We start from the raw sequence: 22,361 nt of genomic DNA, 5'->3' as shown, positions 1-22,361 counted from the left end.
ATCTATCAAAGACATACAAGGTATTGATTTTTTAAAAGCAAAGTTAAAAACGCCACAATATAAATATATTGTGGCGTTTTTTAAGATTTATTTAGATTCTGCATGTTGGCTAAACATCTGAATCAAATTAGCATATGTTTGACAATCCAATCATGGTGGTGGTGCAACTCCAACAAGCCCACCATTAGATGGAAAACCCCCACCAACCAATGGAGGTTGCTGATCAATATCAGGTGACGTTACTTCTTCCTCCTGATCCATTGCAACAATTTTCAACGATGTCTCTAATGGTTCACACTGAATTCGATTATCATTTCCAATCAAATTAAAAGCATATTCAGTCTGATATCTGAACTTCCATTGTTTGATCACATTGGCAAATGTATAACGAAAATCATATGTATGGCACTGGTTAGGTTGATAAACATGAATAAATTCCGAGTTAATACAACTCATCCAGTTATGCGGCAAAATAGGTGTTCCATTCTGATTCAACAATGAAATCGGAGATCGGCAACTTGGAATATATTCATAAACTGGACTAGAAGTTGTATTACATACCTTTACATGTAGAATTGCACCTACAGTCCGATCATATTGCGAAATTGGGGTACGTAACTCCTCGACAATTTCATCATATTGTCCATTAACCAATCCTTTAAAATACATTGAACGATGTAATCCACCACAACTTTGTTCTTTTTTTCCTGAATACACTTGTTCTTTTAAAATACTAGTATCAACCTCTTCAAGTTCAGGAATTGGTGTTTCATCAGGCTCACCAATAATAGGAGGATTGGTTGTCGGAGGTTGAGGGTTATTTACACCTATCCCCGATCCATTACCTGTCCCTCCTAAACTGACCCCAGCACTAAAATCATCCCCTCCACATCCTGTCAGGAGAATACCACCCATAAGTAAAAAAGTACGTAATTCCATATCACCCTCTTTATTCATACAATTCCATTTGTGGGACGAATATTTCTCTTCTAAGAAAAATCTCAGCCGAACAAATAAATGATTGAATAAAGTATCTCCAAAAGAAATTTATGTGCATTATAAACATAACACACATAACGAGCAATTAACTACCACTTTCCTTACAAGAATTACGGCTACTGTTTATTCCTACAATATGCTGTTCCATTGCCTCATATTGAAAGACTCCTAGTCTAAAGCGATAACTTGCATCTAACTTTCCTTCGTCCTTCCGGCACAGCTCCATCGTTCGAGCTAAAACCGTTTTTGCCATGGTTTGCCATTGGTCTACACATAGTTTTTTAAGCTCTACAACAGATTCATAAGTCAATTCATCTGCAAAAATCGCCTGCTCTAGAAAAGCATCATCTCCTTCCGTAATGTTATGAATACCTGCAGCTAAATGATCCACAATACTTTCAGCAAATAGCTTCTTACTTTCATCAGCATGTGGTGAAGGTGTAAAACTTCCTGTCTGCAATATCACATCATCATTGATCTCAACTACAACACCAAGTCGTTTGAGTTCGAGTAAAATAGAACGCGGATGTTTTTCAGATGATATTTGTTGAACAAGCGATTCAAAGCTTTCCTCACTGCCCGTGATTGGAATACGAAAAGGCAATCTTTGATGAATCCACAGCCCAACAACTCTTGCAGGTACACTGACAGGCATTAAAAACTGCTGCATGTCTATACAAACATGTTGTTTTGAATCTGGTGGGCGAAAAGCATTTACTTCACGCCGAGTGAGACCAGACAATATGCTAATTGAAGAATCAGTTTTCTTTTGCGCAATCCTATCAAGCTCCTTAATCGCTTCATTATAAAATAAAGGTCGCAAAGCCGCAGAAAACTCACTATAACCAATGCCCGATTTTACAAGCCAACGAATCAATTCTGGCATAATATCAAGCACATGTTCCAAAGTCGTTTCTGTATTATGAGATAGCTGTGTAGTAACTGATAACTCCATATTTTTACTTGCTAAAACGTGTTTTTGCATAATCTCTCCAGCAAAGACTATATAAAATACATACGTTGATTACTTTAACATTTCTAAATCATAAAAATGTGTAAATTTCATATTACTATTTTATCACTTGGAAAATTAAAAAGCCTGATGGTTGGATACTTTCACGAAAGAAACATCAAAATATTGTCGACTATGAATATTTCTCATGGTCAATAATGTTTAGAATCAATATTTTCAATATTGCATCGGATATCACACTATATATACCAAATGCACACAATACACATAACGAGAAGCAGCAACAAAAAATAAATTTAAATACATTAATAAAAATCAATAACATAAAAAAATTAATATAAAAAAATATACAAAACTATTGTGAGAAGCAACATTTAAATATAAATTTAAATGTGTTAAACAAACATTTAAAATCAATAATCTTAAATTTCTAGGACGTATTTCATGAAAAACATTTCAACATTAGCAATTGCTTTAGCTTCTGGGGGCGCTTTTGCCGCACCTGCACCTGTAGAGAATCAAGCCTGCACAACTTATTGGACTAAGGCATGTTTAGATGGTCAAGATGGTTCCGCAGCTATTTTCGCTGACAATGATGGTGTAGGTGGATTAGAGTTAAATAGTATAAAAGGATTTGTAGGAAAACCAGGCGTTGATCAAGTAAGAGTATTCCAATTTAATCGAGATAAAACAACTATTCAAAATAATACAGGAGCTCAACTTGAGATTAATGGTGGATTTACAAAGTTAAGATCTTCAGGTCTTGGAAGCATGTGGGTAGAGGACTCTGGTGTAACAATTGTTGCGCCTAATCACTTTACTAGATTTATGGCAGATGGCGTTCACTTTAATGATCAGCAATTAATGGGGGTTGCTAATGGCACAGAAGATACTGATGCGGTGAATTTAGGGCAGTTAAATGAAGCAATTTCCAATATAAGTGTTGGTTCAGGCGATAAAGTTTTAGGGACAAGTAACCCTGTTGGCAGCAATGGCACCCCAAATGCTGAACACGAATCTTGGGCATTGGGTACAACCGCAACGACAAATGGTCCAGGAGCTGTGGCGACAGGACATGGCGCTATTGCAGATCAATATGGTGTCGCAACTGGTTTTCTTTCACAAACACAAGGTGTCGCTGGAACAGCACTAGGAGATCAATCAAAAGCTTTAGCTGATTATGCTAGTGCCATCGGTTTTATGGCAGAAGCATCAGGTCAATCCGCACTTGCACTAGGACACGCTTCAAAAGCACAAGAAGATAACTCTGTTGCACTGGGGTCAGGTTCAATCGCAGACCGCACAAATACTATTTCTGTCGGCTCAACTGGTGCTGAACGCCAAATTACCAATGTCAAAGCAGGTATAGAAGATACTGATGCGGTGAATTTTGCTCAGTTAAAGACAGTAGAGACTAAAGCTGATGATGCACAAAATACAGCAAACCAAGCTTCTACAATAGCAGGCGCAGCGCAAACAACAGCAAATCAGGCACTCACTCGGGCTAATGATGCGCATACTCGAATTGATACGCTGGATACACGTGTCACAAATATTGAAGGCGACGTAAATACACTTAAAACAGATATGACAGCAGTTAAAGGAGATATTATACGACTTGATGGCCGTATAGATCATATTGCAACAGATATAGCAAATAGCACTCAAGAAGCCAAAGATTATACAGACTCCCAGATTGCTAAAGAAACAGAAGCACGAGAAGCTGCGGATACAGCATTAAATGCTCGTATTGATACAGAAAAGGCTGAACGTATTGCTGCTGATAATGCTGCAACTACAGACCGTGAAAAAATCCGTACTGAATTTGCAGCAGCAGATGCCAAAGAAAAGGCAGAACGTGTAGCTGCTGACAATGCAGCAACAGCAGATCGTGCAAAAATCCGTGATGAATTTGCTGCCGCAGATGCAGTACTACAAGCAAATATAGATGCCGAAGCTGTTATTCGAGCAGATGCAGATGCGAAGGAAAAAGCTGAACGTATAGCAGCTGACAACGCAGCAACTGCTGACCGCACAAAAATTCGTGATGAGTTTGCTGCCGCAGATGCTAAAGAAAAATCCGAACGTATTGCAGCTGATAATGCAGCAACTGCTGACCGCGCTGCGATTCGAACAGAAATGGCTCAAGGTGATGCTCAAACACTGGCATCATCTAAAGCCTATACTGATCAACGCATTAACAAACTAGAAAATCGTTATCAAGCAGCAGTAGCTTCAAGCATCGCAATTGCATCATTACCACAACCCACAGAAGCTGGAGGTAGTATGGTAAGTGCAGGTTTAGGTCAATGGGAAAGTGAAACGGGTTATGCTATTGGCGTTAGTGGCGTGACAGAAAATAATAAATGGGTATACAAAGCTGCAGGAACTGGAAACAGTCGTGGTAATTGGGGCGGCGGTGTATCAGTAGGTTTTCAATGGAAATAGCAAGAAGTTTCATAAAATAATTTTACTGTAATTTATAAAGGCTGTTTTAGGTTTAGCTACCCTATAACGGCCTTTATATAATTAAAAGCCATAAAACAACACCTATTACAAAGTATCAATTTCACCTAACTTAACCTCAGTAAGTATCCAATTAAGTCTATTACGACTCAGAGAAAAGCATCTATAAATGCAAATTTACAAAACAAAAAATATGTGTATAATACACATATTATGCAAATTACCTATTTTCTAAAAATAGTCTCACGGACAAAGCTCGAGTCTTAAACGATATCCGGTGAAATATAAATATCAAATAATTGAGGTAACCAATGAAAACAGAATCGATTATGGCAATTTCATTTATGATCTTACTACTACTTTGTATTTTAGCCTCTTTACTGACAGAGTCCTCACTTATCAAAAAGAACTCAGAACTATGTGCGCAAATAAAAAATAGTGCGCATATTGCACATTAAAGCAACATATCGTAAGATCAATTGAATGCGCTATAAGCACATTTATGTCAACCAAATTTTACATCTATCACAGACTTAAAAAAGGGAAAACTTCATGAGAATTAAATTTCAACTTTCAACATTAACAATTGCTTTAGTTGCTGCTGGAAGTACTTTTGCTGCCCCAGCCTCACCTACCAATCAGGATTGTAATAGTCAGTGGACAACTTGCGTCTCTGGTAGTGGCAATATTTCATTGTTTGCGGATAATGACGGTGTTGGAGGTGGCACAGGACCATACAATACGATTAAAGGATTTGTTGGTGAGGCTGGCGTAAATCAAATTCAAGTAGTCGATTTTGGCAGAAATTCTAGTATGATCCAAAACAATCAAGGGTCTAAGCTTCTTATAGATCAGGAGGGTACTGCTTTGCACTCATCTGACTTTGATGTTAATAACCAAACAGGAACTCGCGTCTTAGTCAACCATTTAGGTGCTGGTGTTTATGCTGGAGACAAAGCGACTCATTTTTCACAAACAGGTGTAAATTTTAATAGCCAAACTTTAAGTGGTGTCAATGCAGGTGCAATCAATGCAAATTCGACAGAAGCTGTTAATGGCTCACAGTTGCATACATTACAAACACAGGTCAACAATTTAGGTGCAGCAAATACCACGTATATAGATCAAAAAATAGCTGAAGAACACCAACATCATATTGATGGTGATAACCAAATTCGTGCTGAAATAACACAACGTGTTGAGACCAATGAACTACAAGTCAATGGAAACACTCATATCACAGGTAATGCACGTGTTGATGGAACATTGAGTACTACAAATCTAGAAGTAGATCTAGATATCAGTGCTGGTCGTGACGTCAATGCTGGGCGGAATGTGAATGCAACTGAAAACATCATGGCTGGTAATAATGTTTCAGCTGGTAATGCAGTTACTGCTGGTACCGATGTACTTGCAGGGCGTGATGTAAGAGCACTTCGAAATGTTGATGCCAATCAAGATGTTAATGCCGGTCGAAACGTGAATGCAACTGAGCATGTAAACGCAGGTATTGATGTCAATGCTGGGCGTGACATGAATGCAGGACGTGATGTAACTGCAGGGCGTGATGTAATTGCTGAAAATGACGTTTGGGCTAAAGAACATGTTTGGGCAGATGGTGATGTAAAAACTAACCGTGTTGATCTCACATATGGTGGTGAAGGACGTAATCTCCCTCAAAATCCATCAACGACTTACAGCCCTATCAGTAATGATACTCAAACTAAGCTTGTTGAAAAATTCAAAGCAGCTGATGGTACAGAATACTATCGTATTGAAGATGGATTAGGTAACAATTCAAATGGCGATAAAGATTCTGCATCTTTATATGTCTTAGATAATGGTGATTTTAAACGCTATACAGGTTCTACAGAAGGAGCTGAATTTGTACATGGTGGCACAGCAGCAGATTACCAACGTGTCGATGCTATCACCACAAATGTTGTAAAAGAATTAACCGATGAGAACTTAACCTATAAAGACTCAACTGTAACTAAACCTTCTTTCACTGCTAACGTTGCTACAACTGATCAAAATGGTAATGCAGTTTCACATCAAGATGTTTCAGTCGTTGACTCACTTGAACGTACAGAAGAAAGCAAAGAATTTGTTTCTGGTACTAATGCAGATGGAAATGGAGCATATGGTGTTCGCGTTAGCCAAAAAAATGCGCAATACAATGCTAACGGTGAACTTGAATCAGGTATGGAAGAAGATGCTCTATTAACAAGTAGCGCATTAAAACTTAGTAAATCCGTTGACGGTGAAACATCAACGACAGAGTTGACGGCTGAAGGTTTAAATACAACAACTGTAAATGCAAAAAATATTAATACAGATGTATTAAACGCAAAAGATGTTAACGCAGATAAAGTAACTGCTAAAGATGTTATCGCTGATAAAGTCGTTGTAAATGGTCGTGATGTTGAAGCTGAGTTTAATTATGCAACTGCAGATCGTGCAAAAATTCGCCAAGAAATGATTGAAGGTGATGCGGCAACATTACAAGCAGCAAATGCCTATACAGACACGCGTGCAAGTCAATTAAATCGTCGTATAGATGATGTACAGAAAACAGCATATCGTGGTGTTGCGATTGCCTTGGCTGCTCAACAAGCTGTTCCAAATGTTGCACCTGGTCAAGTTGCAGTATTTGGTGGTGTTGGCCACTATGAAGGTGAAACTGCTGGATCAGTTGGTGTTGTAACATCATTTACAAACAGACTATCTGCAAGTGGGGCTTTTGGCTTTGCTGGTGGTAATGAGTTTGGTGGTCGTGTCGGCGTTGCTTATGTCTTTGGTGGAAAATAACGCTTAAACCTGCCCTCTTTAGTTGTTCTTATTACACAGTATAAGAACAACTCTTTTTATTCGCTACTTCCACCTGTAATTTGAGTTCAAAATGGATTTTACAAATAGACTTTCTATCGAAATTGACCAGTACGATGTACTTTTCGATCTAGATCAATATAAGTTTACTCTATATAAAACAGGTGGCTGTGGCATTATTTTATGCTTTGCAAATTATGAACTCACTCTAACCTCTGACCTATTGGGTCTTCTATTTCATTATTCAAACTCATTTTATTCAAAAATTCATTATGTTCCATTTAACCTATTTGTAAACAAAGTCTTAACAAAAAAAATGTATTACAAAATATGGCTACAGGATGGTATATGTACGCTAGATATATGGGATGTAAGATTAACAATCGACCTCAATATATTAAATCTTAATAAAAAAATCCTTTCTGATACGATTCTTATAGAGATAGGAAAATCTCGAAACAATACAAATCCATACTTAATCAAATTAGACATTCCCTTAATGTCATAGTTTCATTGAATTTCCACTCATTAAAATTCTGCAAAATAACAATAAGAAAAAAGTAGGTAATTTATCTATTCAAGCACATGCCTAGCATATGCTGAGTGATAGATAAATTCCATTCATGGCTATTCCTCTCCTTCCAGCACGTAGGAGTAGCCATTTTTTTTAATAGGAAAAAATTGCACTTCATTGGAAAATCAAACCCTATCCCATAATACAAACTTACCTCTACGATATTCTAAATTAGTCTTTTTAAAATCTTACTTAATAACACTTTATAAATTATCATCAATCATTACACATATTTTATGTTTTTATTATTCAACCTGAATATAGTTCTTAGCTATTGATGCATATGAATATGTTGATCGTTATTGTTAACAGATATCGCATTTTAATATAAAAATAAGCTCAGAAAAACCAATAAAATTTCTCAAGACAGTAGCTATATCTTATACAAAATAAAATTTAAGCAATAAAAAACCCTTGTTGCAATACAAGTTTTTTTTTATATTTGGCAGAGGATCAAGGACTCGAACCTTGACGAACGGTTTTGGAGACCGTCATGCTACCATTACACCAATCCTCTAGAACATGCATGATTAAATCATATCAGACTTAACCATAAAAAAAGCAAGATACGCTTGCTCTTTAAATTTGGTGGGGGCGAAGAGACTCGAACTCTTACACCTTGCGGCGCTGGAACCTAAATCCAGTGCGTCTACCAATTTCGCCACGCCCCCGATGGATGTGTATATTAGTGATAAACCTTTCTGCTGACAAGTCCTTTTTTATAAAAAAACTATGCTTCTCAAGGCTAATGCTTTTTTCATATACAAATGAAAAAATACAAAAATAAAAAAAGGAACTTTAAAAAAGTTCCTTTCATATTTGGCAGGAGTTTCACATTTAACAAAGCGCTTATACAGTCAAATCAACGATATCCCCCTCATGGTAAAATCCTGCTAACACAACATTTCTTTTCAATCCCAACAAACTCCCTTAAAATTTAGGCAATATCTGCAACCTAATGATTTTAAAAAAGATGATTAAACAAAATCTTGCGATCATTCTACTTTCTAGTATGGCGCTATCCGCTTGCGCCAAATCTACTTCAAATCCAAATCAAAACGCACAAGCACCAACCACCAAAGCAAATCTATCCCCTGAGCAACAAAAACAATTGCAACAATTGTTAGAAAAAACCAAAAAGAATCTCATCTTAGTCAAAGGTGGAACCTTTATGATGGGTGACTTTGGTCCTGAACATAGTATTGATAAACTTCCCTATGCTGGTGGAGACAGCAGTCCTCTACACAAAGTCACTTTGGATGACTTTCATCTCAGTGCCACCAAAGCCACATATGCAGATTTTGATGTCTATACCGATGTCACTGGACAAAAAAAAGTTGGGGTCTTTGATGAGTTTTCAATTAAATACCGTATTCCTACCTCTGCAGCAGGCATCAATTGGCAGCAAGCACGTGATTATTGCCAATGGCTCGGTCAACAGCTCAACTTAAACATGGATTTACCGACCGAGGCGCAATGGGAATATGCTGCTCGTAATCGTGGGCAATACGTCCTATATGCAACCGATAATGGTAAAATCGATATTGGTCGTAATATTTGGAGCTTTGAACAAAAAAAAGCATCTAATAGAGAATATAAGGCGAGAAAGAATATATCAATATTGCAGAAGTTTCCCCCAAGTCCTTTAGGCTTCTATGATATGTTAACCGATAACTATGAATGGATGCTGGACTGGTACGACCCTGAGTACTACAGTAAATCGCCTGAAAAAAATCCACAAGGTCCTGCAACAGGTACCTTAAAAGTAGTACGAAGTTCAGAACCTGATGATGGACAAAATATGCACATGGCTGGAAAGGGCTTAACCATGCAGCGTCATGCCATACATCCTGTCGCTGACCCTAAATTTGTAGAATATTACTCAAAAAAAGACTATCCTTTTTATTATAATCAAAATAATTCAGTACGTTGTGCAGCCAACTCCTAATCCTATTAAGGTGTACCTTTAAACATGGTACACCTTAGACTCCTCAGATTTATCCTGTTCAAAAGGCGCTAATATTTCAAGGTTACTCGCCATCAACGCCTGCTCCTCAAACCCTCTCGATATGCCTTGCCGTATTTTAAATTACACCTCGGGTGCACAGATAACATTCCGTTTGGAATACTTAACACAATGTTTCTTTTCAATCCCAGCAAACTCCCTTAAAATTTAGACAATATCTGCAACCTAATGATTTAAAAAAAGATGATTAAACAAAATCTTGCCATCATTTTACTTTCTAGTGTGGCGCTATCCGCTTGTGCCAAACCCACTTCAAATCCAAATCAAAACGCACAAACACCAACCACCAAAGCAAATCTATCTGCTGAACAACAAAAACAATTACAACAACTGTTAGAAAAAACCAAAAAGAATCTCATCTTGGTCAAAGGTGGAACCTTTATGATGGGTGACTTTGGTCCTGAACATAGTATTGATAAACTTCCCTATGCTGGCGGAGACAGCAGTCCTCTACACAAAGTCACTTTGGATGACTTTCATCTTAGTGCCACCAAAGCCACTTATGCCGATTTTGATGTCTATACCGATGTCACAGGACAAAAAAAAGTAGGGAAGTTTGATGAGCTTATAAAAAAATATCGTATCCCTACTTCAGCAGCAGGCATCAATTGGCAACAAGCACGCGATTATTGTCAATGGCTCGGTCAGCAGATCAACTTAAATATGGACTTACCGACCGAGGCACAATGGGAATATGCTGCTCGTAATCGTGGACAATATGTTCTCTTCGCCACAGACAACGGCAAAATCGATATTGGTCGTAATATTTGGAGCTTCGAACAACGACAACAATCACAAGATAAATTTAGAGTGTATAAAAATGTCTCTATATTACAACAATTTCCGCCAAGTCCTTTAGGTCTGTACGACATGCTAACGGATAATTATGAATGGATGCTGGACTGGTACGATCCTGAGTACTACAGTAAATCACCTGAGAAAAATCCGCAGGGTCCAGCGACAGGCACTCTAAAAGTGGTCCGCAGTTCTGCACCTGATGATGGGCAAAATATGCACATGGGGGGGAATGGTTTAACCATACAACGCCATGCCATGCATCCTGTTGCTGATCCTAAACTAGTAAAAGAATCTGCAAATGAGAAATATTATTTTGATTTTAATCTAAATAACTCAGTGCGTTGTGCAGCCAATCCTTGATCATTTTCAAGGTGTACTGTACCCTTAAACATGGTACACCTTAGACTCCTCAGATTTATCCTGTTCAAAAGGCGCTAATATTTCAAGGTTACTCGCCATCAACGCCTGCTCCTCAAACCCTCTCGATATGCCTTGCTGCATGCGTAATTGCTCAAAACGATAGTCATCTTGATTTTGCACCAACATATAGTTCCATGAAGTTCCAGTCACCGCCCTTGCTCCCTTACGATATTTCAAATAGTCTTTGAGCCACTGATTAATATTGCTTCCTGCATAATCAATGCCTTGATTAATACAGCGAATAATATCTTCCGCATATTTTTTATCACTGCCATAATTTAAAAAGCGAATCAAGTCCCCTTCAACCTTACCAAACTCAGAGGAATTTAACTTCTTCGCTCTCGGATGAATATGTTGAATGGTATTTTGCCATTCTGCTACGGTGATACAGGTTTTTAAGATGTTAATCACTGCGGTTTTTCGTGCAGGGAAAAACTGAACCTCTCGCTCACTAAAAGACACCCGAATATCAAAAATCGGGGCGGTACGATCACTCCAATGGGTCACTGCATACAGTAAGATGCCTTTGGTTTCTGGTGGGGCAATGATTAACTCCTCTCGTCCTTTAGCGGAGTTTACATGATTAGCTGTTTTTAAACGTTCTTGATCCACATTAAGCTTTTCAAGCCAAATGGCGTATTGATCAGCTAAGTGCTTAGCCCCTTTAGTTAAAAGATGGTCCTCACCAATACAAACGGCTAAAATTTGGGACATTAAAGAGAAAGCTTGTCCCGAGATATAGACTAAACTTCTAAACCCTGCTTGCAATAACTGCAATTTAATAAAACCAATATAGTTGAGGATATGCTCAGTCCCTACGGTAAATGTCGCAATCCCTTTTGCACCAATACCCCAACATAAATGCGCTGCGGCACGAACCTTAAAACAGCCCGCATGATACACTATCTGAAACTGCCCTTGTGCCCCTGCACCTGCACTGACTGCTGCACCAGCAGACACCGCAGCGATGGTGACAAATTCTCCCTCTCCACTGCTATCTGCACTCGGTTTGAACCACTCTATTCCGCCTTTTAATACGCCTTGAATTTGCGCACCAATAAATGCCTCCACACCTACGGTTGCTTGTGGCTTGCCACTGTTCTGATCAGCAGCAATTTCTTTTAAACCACCTTTTGCGGGTTCAAACATCGGTTTACGCTCACGATTTAGCATATTCGTCATCGACTGCTCTGGCTCACGGACCACGGCAGATAACATTTGAGTCGTACCTTGATGGGTAATATCAACCGATAGATTTCCTGCAATCCCCAGATTGGCACCCGAGAAACCTGATAACTCGGCACCAATTAAAAAACGAATCGTACCTAAATCATAATTTTCAATTTCTAGCGTCCATCCTGACTCACACGGATAGAACCGACGCCATTCTTTTACCCCCTCAAACAGCGTCCATTTAACAGAAGCATCTCCACTTACTTTCATTTTGAGTCCAGCGGAAGATGCACTGATCATCCCTTCACCACCAGCACCTGCAACCATGCGCATCCACTGTGCTTCCTGATTAACAGTGACGTCATTACTGTTGACATATTCTTCAGCAATTTCACCGCCCAAACCACCAATCAGGTTATAAACAGCTTTATCACCGCCCACTGATTTTTTTGCGGTCAGCAACTGTTGTCCTAATTTTTGAAACTCCCTTCTGATAAAGCTCGGTGATGCAACCTCTCCATTTTCCCCTATAATTTGAACTTGTTTTTCTTCATTTAAACGTTCTTGCCTATAGCTTTCATAGTCAGAAACTTTTAAATAGCGTCTGCCCAAGTCATATTTAGAAGCAGCCTGCCCTTTTTTACCTGTTGTTTCAACGATCCAAACTTCTTGTAAGTCTGTAACTTGTTTAAATTCACCATTTATTTTTTCAATGGCTTTTTGCTGATTGATATTCAGTCTTTTTTCAAGCTCCTTGATTTCTTCAAGACGTCGACTTTGAATCTGACGAGTGAGATCAGCATTGGCTTTATGCACATCTTTTATAGCATCTGATAACACTTTGGTTTTTCGATCAAACTCCGCATAAAGTGCAGGCGGCAGAATCAACACTTCATTGTTATGTGGATTGATCACAATCGGCGGTTTTTGTGCTTCTCCCAAATTTTCGGTATGGTCAATATTAGGATTAGTCGTTGCACGTGCTACTGGAAAAATGATCTGATGAATGACTTGTTTATCCACACAGGTAATAGGCTCAAACAACTCACTCTTTTTTGAGGTACTGCCCAATGGGTATTTAACTTGACTCTTTAAATAGGTCTCTGCGAGTTGTGTATAACCATTTTGATCGGTTGGTGTTGGTCGAAGTCCGACTAACGGTTTATCCTGACCTTCCCCAAAAATTTGATAACTCATATTCGGGATACCATTGCCCCGACTATCGGCAAAACGGTACAAAACATACATTTTAAATTTGAAATACTTTCTTTCTTTGGTTAAGCGTGTATTGTTCTTTTTGTATTCCTCATAGGGCATATTAAAACTCTGCTCAAGTCTTTGTACGCCCTGATGAAAAGCAGGAGGCATCTGGGAACGATTAAAGAAACTTCCCTTAGGTGTGGTCTTTGCTTGATTTTGTAACTCAGCACGAGCTTGTCTTGATTTTTCTTGTTGAAGTTCATACTGTTCTTTTGTTATGAATTTCAGATTGTCATCCAAACGACGTTCTTTAATCTCAATAACATTTGTGCCTTCAGCTAAAATAGGCTTAATCAGCTTTCTCGGACTAAAAATGGTTTGATGCCCTTCAACAAAGACATGAAGCTTACCATTTGCGGTAAGTTCAATCGGTTTGGTTTGCCCACGTTCATCAGTCACACCTGTATAAGTAATACGCTCTCCTTGCTGTGGAAAAAAAATAAGCGTGTACTTAACATTTGCCAAGCTTTTGTTTCTTTGGTTGTAAAAAATAAGGGTATATTCGAGGACATTATATTTATTCATTATTTTTTAACCCTTTGACACAAGCTTATACTTAGAAGCATTTTCATCACTTATATGGATAGAAATTTGCTCTGAACTCTCTGTTTGGAATCTTTGCGTTTGACCTGCTGCATTGGTTCGACCAATTTGTTGGCTGCCATCTGCCCTAAAAGCAATATATTCCACATTTTTCGCTGGCTTACCTGCGAGATCCACGATTTCAAAAGTTAAATAGCAAGGTTTACTATTTAACTTTACATCTGGCATCGCAACTTGCGCACCTCCCATAAACAAATGCTGACCAGCTTTTGCCTCGAACTTACCACCCGTCGTTGGGAAAATTCCACCACCACTAATTTCAATCCTTGAACTACCACCCGTCATAACAATTTTCTTTTTTGCTATGAAATAAATGGTATCTTCAGTCGAGATAATCTGAATATCGCCACGTGCAATCAAGTCAGCCCCATCTGTCTGCGCCTGTATCTCAACCTTACCTTTGCCTGCCACTTGTTTAATTCCATTTTGTGCTGCAAATAAACTGATCTTTTGACTGACTTGGGCAATCATGTTCTTTTGTGTGGTCAGGTTAACACTGTCCCCTGCAAATTGGTTTAGTTGTCCATCTGCGGATAGATGGATGTCTTCTGATGTGCTAAGTCCGATGCCATTTGGTGAGCTGAGTAATAGTAAGGCTTTGTTGAATTTGGCTATATCTTGCTGAATTTCTTCTGCAAAGCTTTTGAGCTGCTCTACCGACTCCAATTCATCCGTTTGTTGGTTCTTTGCCACTTCACTCAGGGCTTTGGCATTGTTTTGGTTGCCTTCCAGTTGTTGTTTGGCTGTTTGTGCTTCGAGATGATTGCCTTGTGCCTGTTCTTGTGCATGGGTGGTGATCAGTAAGCCTTCCCCTGCTCGGATCGCGCCCCATTGGTCAGTGCGTAGTTCAAAGCCTTCGCCTCGGTCTTCGCTTTCTGCTTCTGATTTGGGATGGCTGAGTTTGCCGAGATTGAGTTGGCTGGCTGCATGGCTACTTTGTAGTTGCGCGCTGATCTGTCCAGTGGTGTCATCAAAGCGTAGTTGGTTGTAGCCTGAACCTTGGTATTCTTTGGATTTGATCCCTGCTAGTTTTTTGGTATCAGGTAATTTGCCTTGGTCATCGAATTTTGTTGGACTGCGTTGTGCTTCGTGGAGTCGTCCTGTGACAAAGGGACGGTCGATGTTGCCATCAAAGAAGTCGATGACGACGATTTCACCAATGCGGGGTAGGAAGCGTGCGCCATAGCCTTCGCCTGCCCACGGGGTTAGTACGTCCACCCATGCTGAATCGGTATCGTTGTTGTTGCTGCCTGCGCCACCATCGTGGCTATGGTCGTCATTGCGGGTAAATAGGAAGCGAACTTTGATTCGTCCCCATTCATCCACATGGATTTCTTCGCCTTCGGGTCCCACTACTCTTGCACGTTGTGGGTGAGCAGTTGGACGGTGTTGCAGTGGGTGGTATTCGGGTACGGTTTTGATGTTACGGCGTTGTAGCGTCAGTTGGTTGGCTTGGCGTTCTTCACTCTTGCTTGAATGCTGCCATTGGCTTTGTTCTACTAATTGGTTGATTTGATCATTCAAATCTTTAGGAAGGTTGTTTTGATTAAACCAATCCTTTTTCGTGATTAAGAACTCCTGATCTGAAGATGAATGTTGATCAACTTCAGGGTGTTCGTTGAGTTTAAACCAATAACCCACTTGGGTGTCTCGTACGGTAGTATTGGCGATAAATTGTTTGGCTTGGGCATCGTGGTAGTGACTGAGGTGTTGGTTCAGTTTTTCGATTTGGGTGTTGCCTGAAGCGGTTGCACCATCTTCACCATTCAGGTCTTGCATCCATGCTGGAGTGAAGTGCCATACATCTTCGAGTCCTAGACTAGCGTTGTCGTATTGTTGGCTATGTTGGTGTTTGCTTTGGACGCTACCTGCCCCATCTTCTTGTTCTAAGGCATCAGCTTGCCAGCGTTGGATATGGACTGCGGTCGGTTGTAGCGAACGTTCTGCAATGAGGCTGGTCATGCTGTCGTATTGTTCGGTAGCACTGCTACGATGGTAGCGAATTGTTCTTCGTTCTAGGGCTTGGTATTGGCTGTTGTCATCGATCAAACGGAGTTTTTGGGCTTGGATTGGACTGTTGCTGTTGGCAACAGTGAGTTGGGCTTCGTCGATCAGCCAGTTAATGCCTTCACTACGCATTAAATTGGTTAGAAATTCTGCATCTGTTTGGTTTTGTTGCATGACAAATGGACGAACATCATAGTCTTGGGTAAGTCCACTCAGATCAAGGGTGAGACTCGATGCAAACAACTGGCTGCGTTGCTGCCATTCCTTAAACAATACTTGAAGGATGTCCACCACGGTTTTATTCATAAACACACGGCTGTTTCGGCGTTTATGCCACAGTGCAGTTGCATCTTGTAGTTTGAGTTTATACAAGGTCAGACTGCCATCGGATTGTCCTTGTACAGCTTCAGTGATGATCCCTGTGGTTCTAAATAGAGCGCCTGAGTCTGTTACGGAATCAACAGCCGCTTGAGAACCAATAAACTGTTTTAAGGGGATGGTTGCGTCCGTTGATAGGCAGGTGAGTTCTGCGCTAACCCCACCATTTAGACTATGCGTACCTTCAATACGCTGTAAAAACACCTGATTGGCTAAAGCAGGATTTGAAAATTGAATATGAATTGCACGCTTTTGTGCAGTTAAACCAAGTTGTTCTAATGCGGCATAAATCGTCTTGAACATCGCTTCTTTTTGAAATTTTTTAAATGTGAATGCATTTTACAGGAAAAAGTGTGTTTATGCTCAGACAGTTTTGTCTATTTGTGACCTTATGTGTCATGCTTTTGATTGCAACTTTTTCAGTAGCATCCGTCGAGCACCGATCTGTGATTTGCTCATTTGGTATTTGTGCTTCAATTGACTGATCTTGAGTGTTTTTAAGTCTTCTGCATGCGCTAAGACCCAGTCTTCTATGTTTATTTTCACGGGTCCAATCCTTTCTTTAATCGCTAATCGGCGACGTAATGCTTTGCGGGCATTATAGATTTCATCGGTTGTTGTTTTTAGTTGTTTTGCAATTTGCTGAATTGTCATGGTTGGGCTAAGAATTGTGTCTCGATGCTGATAACGCCAACGCCATGTTTTATCTAAGTTCTTTAAATGAAGTTCACTCATTGAAACGACATTCAGTTCAGCACATGCCAATTCATGGAATTTGCGTGCCGTGTAATCATCAGTTTGCAATATCTTTTGTAATTCCCTAAAACTTCGGCATTGGGCAATCGAAGCTTTATGCTTCTGATAAATTTTTTCTACCGCATACTGACTTGCATAATTTCGTGACGACTTACGCTTAACCCCCACTTCACCCACTAAATAGTTGGAATAACTTTGGACGATACCTTTTCTGAGTCCATATTTTTCCAGCAACATCGGAAAACTATAATATAAGATTTCATTTTGATGTTGGACGATCCAAGCTCGATCACGTCGAACAACCTCTTTTTGTAAATTGAGTTCTCGTCTGATTTTCGTGACCGTCGCACTTGCCATACCAAATACATCAATCATCTCACGCCAAGAATACTGCTTAAAGGTTTCTGCCAATTCAGGTGTAATAATTAATGCCTTAGAACCTTTACGTGGCATACCATATAACCAACCGTAATTTAATATGACCCCAATTTGAGTTTTTCTTTCCTCATAAACATCCCAATCCTCCCCTTGCCAATCTTTCAAGGTTTTAATTGGATGAAGTACATATTTTTTAGCCATAATGATTTATAAGAAATTATGCATGCAATTGGTTGGTTGTTTTATCAAAGACAATATAGACATACAAGGCTCTCCTTAAACGATCTTGTTGACTTATGTTTAAAAAGAACAATCCATTTGCATTTTCTTTGATTTAAAGAATTGATTAAATGCATCTTTCTCTTGCAACCAAGGAGACACCGTTTCCCAATTTTGCGCATTGAAATTTTGCCAACGCGCTAATCTTTCAGTCCTATAGCCTTCACGTTCAATTTTGTTTTTATATCGTTGAAGAAATTGCAATTTCAAACATAGTCCACGCACACTTTTAGTCTCATAAATTGAATACCTAAAATATCTATTCAATGTATCTATTAACTTTTCTCCATCCCCACTTTGATACAACACTCTGAGCATATTCAGATCATTGAAGTAAATTTCATCGTTAATCTCATTTAGCGGTACGTTCTGTTTTAACATTGCTTTATACAAATCATGTTTATATGACAAATCGTGCCAATAAGATGCCATAAAAATTTCTTCAGCAATTGCCAAACGGAATTTTTCTGTATCTTTAGGATAAACAACAAAAAAATAATATAATCCCAAGAAAATAATAAACATCAGAATGATAGAGAGCAATCTCCAATAATTTGTTCCCTTTATAATTCTCATCCGAGAGATTTCCAATATAGTTCTTTCAAAATTAAATACGCCGTGTATTCTATATCAAAAAATAAGATTTCTTTTTTGTCGTTTAAGTGAATTAACAATAAAAAAAAGGAACTTTAAAAAAGTTCCTTTCATATTTGGCAGAGGATCAAGGACTCGAACCTTGACGAACGGTTTTGGAGACCGTCATGCTACCATTACACCAATCCTCTATAACTTTATGATTAATTCATTTCTGATTTAACCATAAAAAAAGCAAGATACTCTTGCTTTTTTAAATTTGGTGGGGGCGAAGAGACTCGAACTCTTACACCTTGCGGCGCTGGAACCTAAATCCAGTGCGTCTACCAATTTCGCCACGCCCCCGATGGCTATGCATATTAGTGAGAAAGCAGCTTGATGACAAGTCTTTCTGAGAAAAAACTCATTCAAATGAACATATAATATTCAAATCAATTATTTATGTTTATTTTTGCAGCAGATTAATATCATTTAACAAGACTTGTGCATCTAGAACAGAACATAAACGTTGCTCAGAATGTTTTTGAGTCAAACCTTTTAATAATGGCAAAAATGGCTCCAATTGTTTCGGAACTTGAAGTTGCAGCTGCTGACAGTGTAATACGGCCCAATCGTGATAGCTATTTGCTCTCAGTTTCATCTGAGTCAACCATTCATATAGAATAATTCCCAAAGCATATAAATCACTCTGCACTGATTTATTTTTGCCATGAAATAGCTCAGGTGCCATATAGTGCGGTGTTGCATTCAAATTATGAGTTTGATGATGCAATTGCAGACTTTGCTCGAAATCAATCAATCTACATGTATTTTTATATAATCGAAAATGTTCAACCTTGAGATCCCCATGAATCCATCCCATTTGATGTAATTCACCGAGTGAATTTAAAGCTTGCTGGATCATTTGTTTAATCGTTTCAAGTGTTTTGAAAGTGCTCAAATCAGTAAAAAAAGGGACTGAATCCCACAAGACCAAACCATTCCCCTCGCCTAAATCACGAAGAACTGTCCCTTGCTGTTCAAAGTCAATAATTTGATGATCTATAAGAAAAGAAATTTTATTCTTCGAGAAAGATTGATAAAAACTCAGCTCATGTTGAAAAGCGGCGTATAACGTCTGATTGGTATTTGCCAGATGGAATTTAAGCCAATAAGCGTCCGCGCCTATTTGAAAAGTATATAGTCGTCGCCCATAAGCATAACTTTGGCTTTTGGTGCGGAGCTTTAATTCATCCAGTTGGATATTTGAATCAAAGATCCACGTAATAGAACTCATTTTGCTGCTTTTCTTCCTGCTTTCGCAGTGATGTTAAACAATGTTCAATCGTTTTACCAATCCGTGCATGAGTTTCTATTGAGGTAATTTTAGGCCAGGTCGCACGCTCACCTTCCTGCTGCAAGATCTGAAATAATTTCGGACGTGGATTTTGTAGCATATAGCTATAATGTCTTAAACCGTATTTGGCAATAATATTAACATCGCCATAATAACGCTGTCCCAATATGCCATAACCGTGATCTAGGGCGCGACGAATAGGGAAAATATCTCCTACATAGTTACGGGTCAGATCCATCACTTCTAATGCGATGGCCTTGCCCTGACGGCGGATAATCCGCTCTGGCCAATTTAATACATCTCGACGGAACCGTTTCGTATCACTCTGCATAAACGGTACGATATGCGGATTTACCTGACTCGCAATGGTGTAATTAATATTATACAGCCTTGCCATTTTCTCTTGAGGAAAATCGCTACGCATACTGCCATCTACCCACTTGGTATTCGACATATACGGCGTATGTTGTCCATCATAACGTTTACTGGTCAAATGTACTGGTGGGAATAAGACAGGAACCGCACATGAAGCAAGCACAGCACTCCAAACTAAAACATGTGGTGCTGTTAAAGCATTTAAAATGCGTGGATTTTGAGCAGTATTATATGGAGCAACGGCAATATTGATATGTAACCCTGAACGCTGATAAGCTTCGGCAAAAGTCACATCGCCTAGGTTTTGTACCAAGAATTTTTTTAAGTACATCACATCGGCAATGCCACCGCGCCCTTTAATCAGTTCCATGATGTTTCTAAAACGAAATGCTTTATGAAAAAAATGTTCCCCAGTGAGTAATTCTGGAATCTGGTCTGGTAAAGATACACCAAGCATTCCCGTCATGATTGCCCCTGCACTCGAACCAGAAATAACCTTAGGGAGCAAATCACGCTCTAATAGTGCTTTACAAACACCCGTATGGAATAGCCCCAATGTCGCGCCACCAGACAGCATCAATGCAGGTTGGCCATAGGCTTTTTGACATTCTTCAAAAAACTGGATTTTTTCTTTAAGCTGGAACGTTATACATTCACTTGATGATAAATAGCGGAAGCATTCACTCACTTCTTCCACATAGTTTTCGATAATTTTTTTTGTGCCAATATAGGTTTCAGCAAACAACATCGGATGTCCGATATTAGCAAAATCATAAGATAAACCTTCACGTAACACGTACATTAAATCTAATGTACGATGCTGTGTTCGATATTTTCTTAACAGGTTGTGTCGCCTAGACAGAATTTCAGCATCGAAATAAGGTGATTCATTGTCATATTTCCATGCCTCAGCCCCCATTTCCTGGTCTAATTTTAGAGCAACATCTTTCCACTCTTCATAACTACTTGTATGTCTTAAACGCTCTTGCAACACACCCACTCGATAAGTTTGGTATGTATTTCTTTTTCCTAAAAGCAGATTTGACATGGATGATCCCAATTTTTAATCGTATTTTTCGAATCGTGCACCTATACAATGCAAAAAGCTGTCGCAACAATCAAGGGTTAAATCGACGTATTGCAATATTTATGATGATATTTTCTTTTTTTCCGCGAAAGCAATGCTAGTATCCTTAATCATTGATTACTGAGTTTGGTTTGTATTCATTATGGCGATCCTCAATTTACCTGATTCTATTCTCCAATCATTATCGAGTGTTTTAACACAGCTTCAACAAGTTCTCCCTGCACCAAAACAACCCACCGATTTTTCTGCAATTGCCTTTCGATGGGAAAATCAACAATTGGTTGCCGTACAACAACCTAAAAAAATGTATTTAGAAGATCTCAAAGGAATTGAGCGCCAAAAAGATAAAATCATTCAAAATACGCTACAGTTTTTAAATGGTTTTCCTGCAAATGATATTTTACTGACAGGTTCGCGTGGTACAGGTAAGTCCTCAATTGTTCGAGCCTTACTGACAGAATACTCAGCACAAGGTTTGCGCTTGATTGAAATCGAACGTGATGATTTATCTGATCTGCCTAAGATTCAAAAACTGATTGAGCATCGTCCTGAGAAGTTTATCGTCTATTGTGATGATTTGGCATTTAACGCAGAAGATGAAAATTATCGTAGCTTAAAAAGTGTTTTAGATGGCTCACTACAGTCAGGGTCAAGCAATTTTATTATTTATGCCACCAGTAACCGTCGTCACTTATTGCCCGAATTTATGCATGAAAATACCCCGGTGCGTAAAGTTGATGTACCCCAATATACAGAGTTGCATCCACAAGAAGCCATTGAAGAAAAAATCTCACTTTCTGACCGTTTCGGCATGTGGCTATCATTCTATCCAATGGATCAGCAACTGTACTTAGAAATTGTTGAGCATTACATTACTAAAGCAGGTTTGGAATATAATCATACCGTACGTGGTGAAAGTTTAAAATGGTGCCAAGCACGTGGCCAACGCTCTGGGCGTGCAGCCTATCAGTTCTCAAAGCATTGGATCGGTTCACAGAATCTAGAAAAATTGTCCAACAAAACCAATCAATAAATGTCCTGAAAAGCTGT

General features: G+C 39.0%; 13 protein-coding genes and 4 tRNA genes. 5 read left to right on the top strand and 12 right to left on the bottom strand.

All coding sequences use genetic code 11. The features are described 5' to 3' along the window. Nucleotides 1–150: 150 nt before the first annotated feature. Complete coding sequence (locus F2A31_RS05540) at nucleotides 151–957, bottom strand: hypothetical protein (RefSeq protein WP_150025532.1); 807 nt, start codon at nucleotides 955–957, stop codon at nucleotides 151–153. 127 nt (nucleotides 958–1,084) lie between these two features. Further along, on the bottom strand, nucleotides 1,085–1,984 hold the full coding sequence (locus F2A31_RS05535) for a DUF6502 family protein (RefSeq protein ID WP_150025531.1): 900 nt from the start codon (nucleotides 1,982–1,984) through the stop codon (nucleotides 1,085–1,087). A gap of 432 nt (nucleotides 1,985–2,416) precedes the next feature. Between F2A31_RS05535 and F2A31_RS05530 the strand changes: the two genes are divergently transcribed. Next, a complete protein-coding gene (locus F2A31_RS05530; RefSeq protein ID WP_150025530.1) occupies nucleotides 2,417–4,420 on the top strand; it encodes a YadA-like family protein in 2,004 nt (667 codons plus the stop codon). A gap of 570 nt (nucleotides 4,421–4,990) precedes the next feature. Next, nucleotides 4,991–7,249, top strand: a complete 2,259-nt coding sequence (locus tag F2A31_RS15890) for a YadA-like family protein (protein WP_228715650.1) — start codon at nucleotides 4,991–4,993, stop codon at nucleotides 7,247–7,249. A 1,035-nt stretch (nucleotides 7,250–8,284) separates the two neighbouring features. Here F2A31_RS15890 and F2A31_RS05520 read toward each other — a convergent pair. Next, a tRNA-Trp gene (locus F2A31_RS05520) sits at nucleotides 8,285–8,358 on the bottom strand. Between the two features lie 69 nt (nucleotides 8,359–8,427). After that, nucleotides 8,428–8,512, bottom strand: a tRNA-Leu gene (locus F2A31_RS05515). Nucleotides 8,513–8,799: 287 nt separating this feature from the next. On the opposite strand from F2A31_RS05515, the gene F2A31_RS05510 reads away from it, so the two are divergent. Both F2A31_RS05510 and F2A31_RS05505 read left to right on the top strand, forming a co-directional pair. Further along, nucleotides 8,800–9,789 carry a formylglycine-generating enzyme family protein gene (locus tag F2A31_RS05510; protein ID WP_150025529.1) on the top strand — a complete coding sequence of 330 codons (990 nt, stop codon included), beginning with the start codon at nucleotides 8,800–8,802 and terminating at the stop codon, nucleotides 9,787–9,789. Between the two features lie 261 nt (nucleotides 9,790–10,050). Then, entirely contained in the window at nucleotides 10,051–11,025 is a 975-nt protein-coding gene (locus F2A31_RS05505) for a formylglycine-generating enzyme family protein (protein WP_150025528.1), read from the top strand. A gap of 24 nt (nucleotides 11,026–11,049) precedes the next feature. On the opposite strand, the gene F2A31_RS05500 is transcribed toward F2A31_RS05505, so the two are convergent. The 8 genes from F2A31_RS05500 to F2A31_RS05465 all read right to left on the bottom strand — a co-directional run bounded on the left by F2A31_RS05500 (nucleotide 11,050) and on the right by F2A31_RS05465 (nucleotide 21,272). Then, nucleotides 11,050–14,043, bottom strand: a complete 2,994-nt coding sequence (locus tag F2A31_RS05500; RefSeq protein ID WP_150025527.1) for a hypothetical protein — start codon at nucleotides 14,041–14,043, stop codon at nucleotides 11,050–11,052. 6 nt (nucleotides 14,044–14,049) lie between these two features. Then, nucleotides 14,050–16,809 carry a type VI secretion system Vgr family protein gene (locus F2A31_RS05495; protein WP_150025526.1) on the bottom strand — a complete coding sequence of 920 codons (2,760 nt, stop codon included), beginning with the start codon at nucleotides 16,807–16,809 and terminating at the stop codon, nucleotides 14,050–14,052. Nucleotides 16,810–16,902: 93 nt separating this feature from the next. After that, entirely contained in the window at nucleotides 16,903–17,841 is a 939-nt protein-coding gene (locus F2A31_RS05490) for a hypothetical protein (RefSeq protein ID WP_150025525.1), read from the bottom strand. Between the two features lie 99 nt (nucleotides 17,842–17,940). Further along, nucleotides 17,941–18,495 (bottom strand): hypothetical protein, encoded by a 555-nt coding sequence (locus F2A31_RS05485; RefSeq protein WP_150025524.1) that lies wholly within the window; start codon nucleotides 18,493–18,495, stop codon nucleotides 17,941–17,943. A 135-nt stretch (nucleotides 18,496–18,630) separates the two neighbouring features. Beyond that, nucleotides 18,631–18,704 (bottom strand) — tRNA-Trp (locus tag F2A31_RS05480). Between the two features lie 69 nt (nucleotides 18,705–18,773). Continuing rightward, nucleotides 18,774–18,858 (bottom strand) — tRNA-Leu (locus F2A31_RS05475). 100 nt (nucleotides 18,859–18,958) lie between these two features. After that, nucleotides 18,959–19,789: a protein kinase domain-containing protein gene (locus F2A31_RS05470; protein WP_150025523.1), complete on the bottom strand. Its 831-nt coding sequence runs from the start codon at nucleotides 19,787–19,789 to the stop codon at nucleotides 18,959–18,961. Beyond that, nucleotides 19,764–21,272 (bottom strand): DUF3336 domain-containing protein, encoded by a 1,509-nt coding sequence (locus F2A31_RS05465; RefSeq protein ID WP_150025522.1) that lies wholly within the window; start codon nucleotides 21,270–21,272, stop codon nucleotides 19,764–19,766. The genes F2A31_RS05470 and F2A31_RS05465 overlap by 26 nt, the downstream gene beginning before the upstream one ends. A 181-nt stretch (nucleotides 21,273–21,453) precedes the next feature. Here F2A31_RS05465 and F2A31_RS05460 point away from each other — a divergent pair, with 181 nt between their 5' ends. Then, nucleotides 21,454–22,344 (top strand): ATP-binding protein, encoded by an 891-nt coding sequence (locus F2A31_RS05460; protein ID WP_150025521.1) that lies wholly within the window; start codon nucleotides 21,454–21,456, stop codon nucleotides 22,342–22,344. Nucleotides 22,345–22,361: the final 17 nt, after the last annotated feature.

The sequence above is a fragment of the Acinetobacter suaedae genome (genome assembly GCF_008630915.1).
Lineage (GTDB): Bacteria > Pseudomonadota > Gammaproteobacteria > Pseudomonadales > Moraxellaceae > Acinetobacter > Acinetobacter suaedae.
Note: the sequence above shows the minus strand (reverse complement) of the source record. Positions and strands in the feature narration are given on the sequence as shown.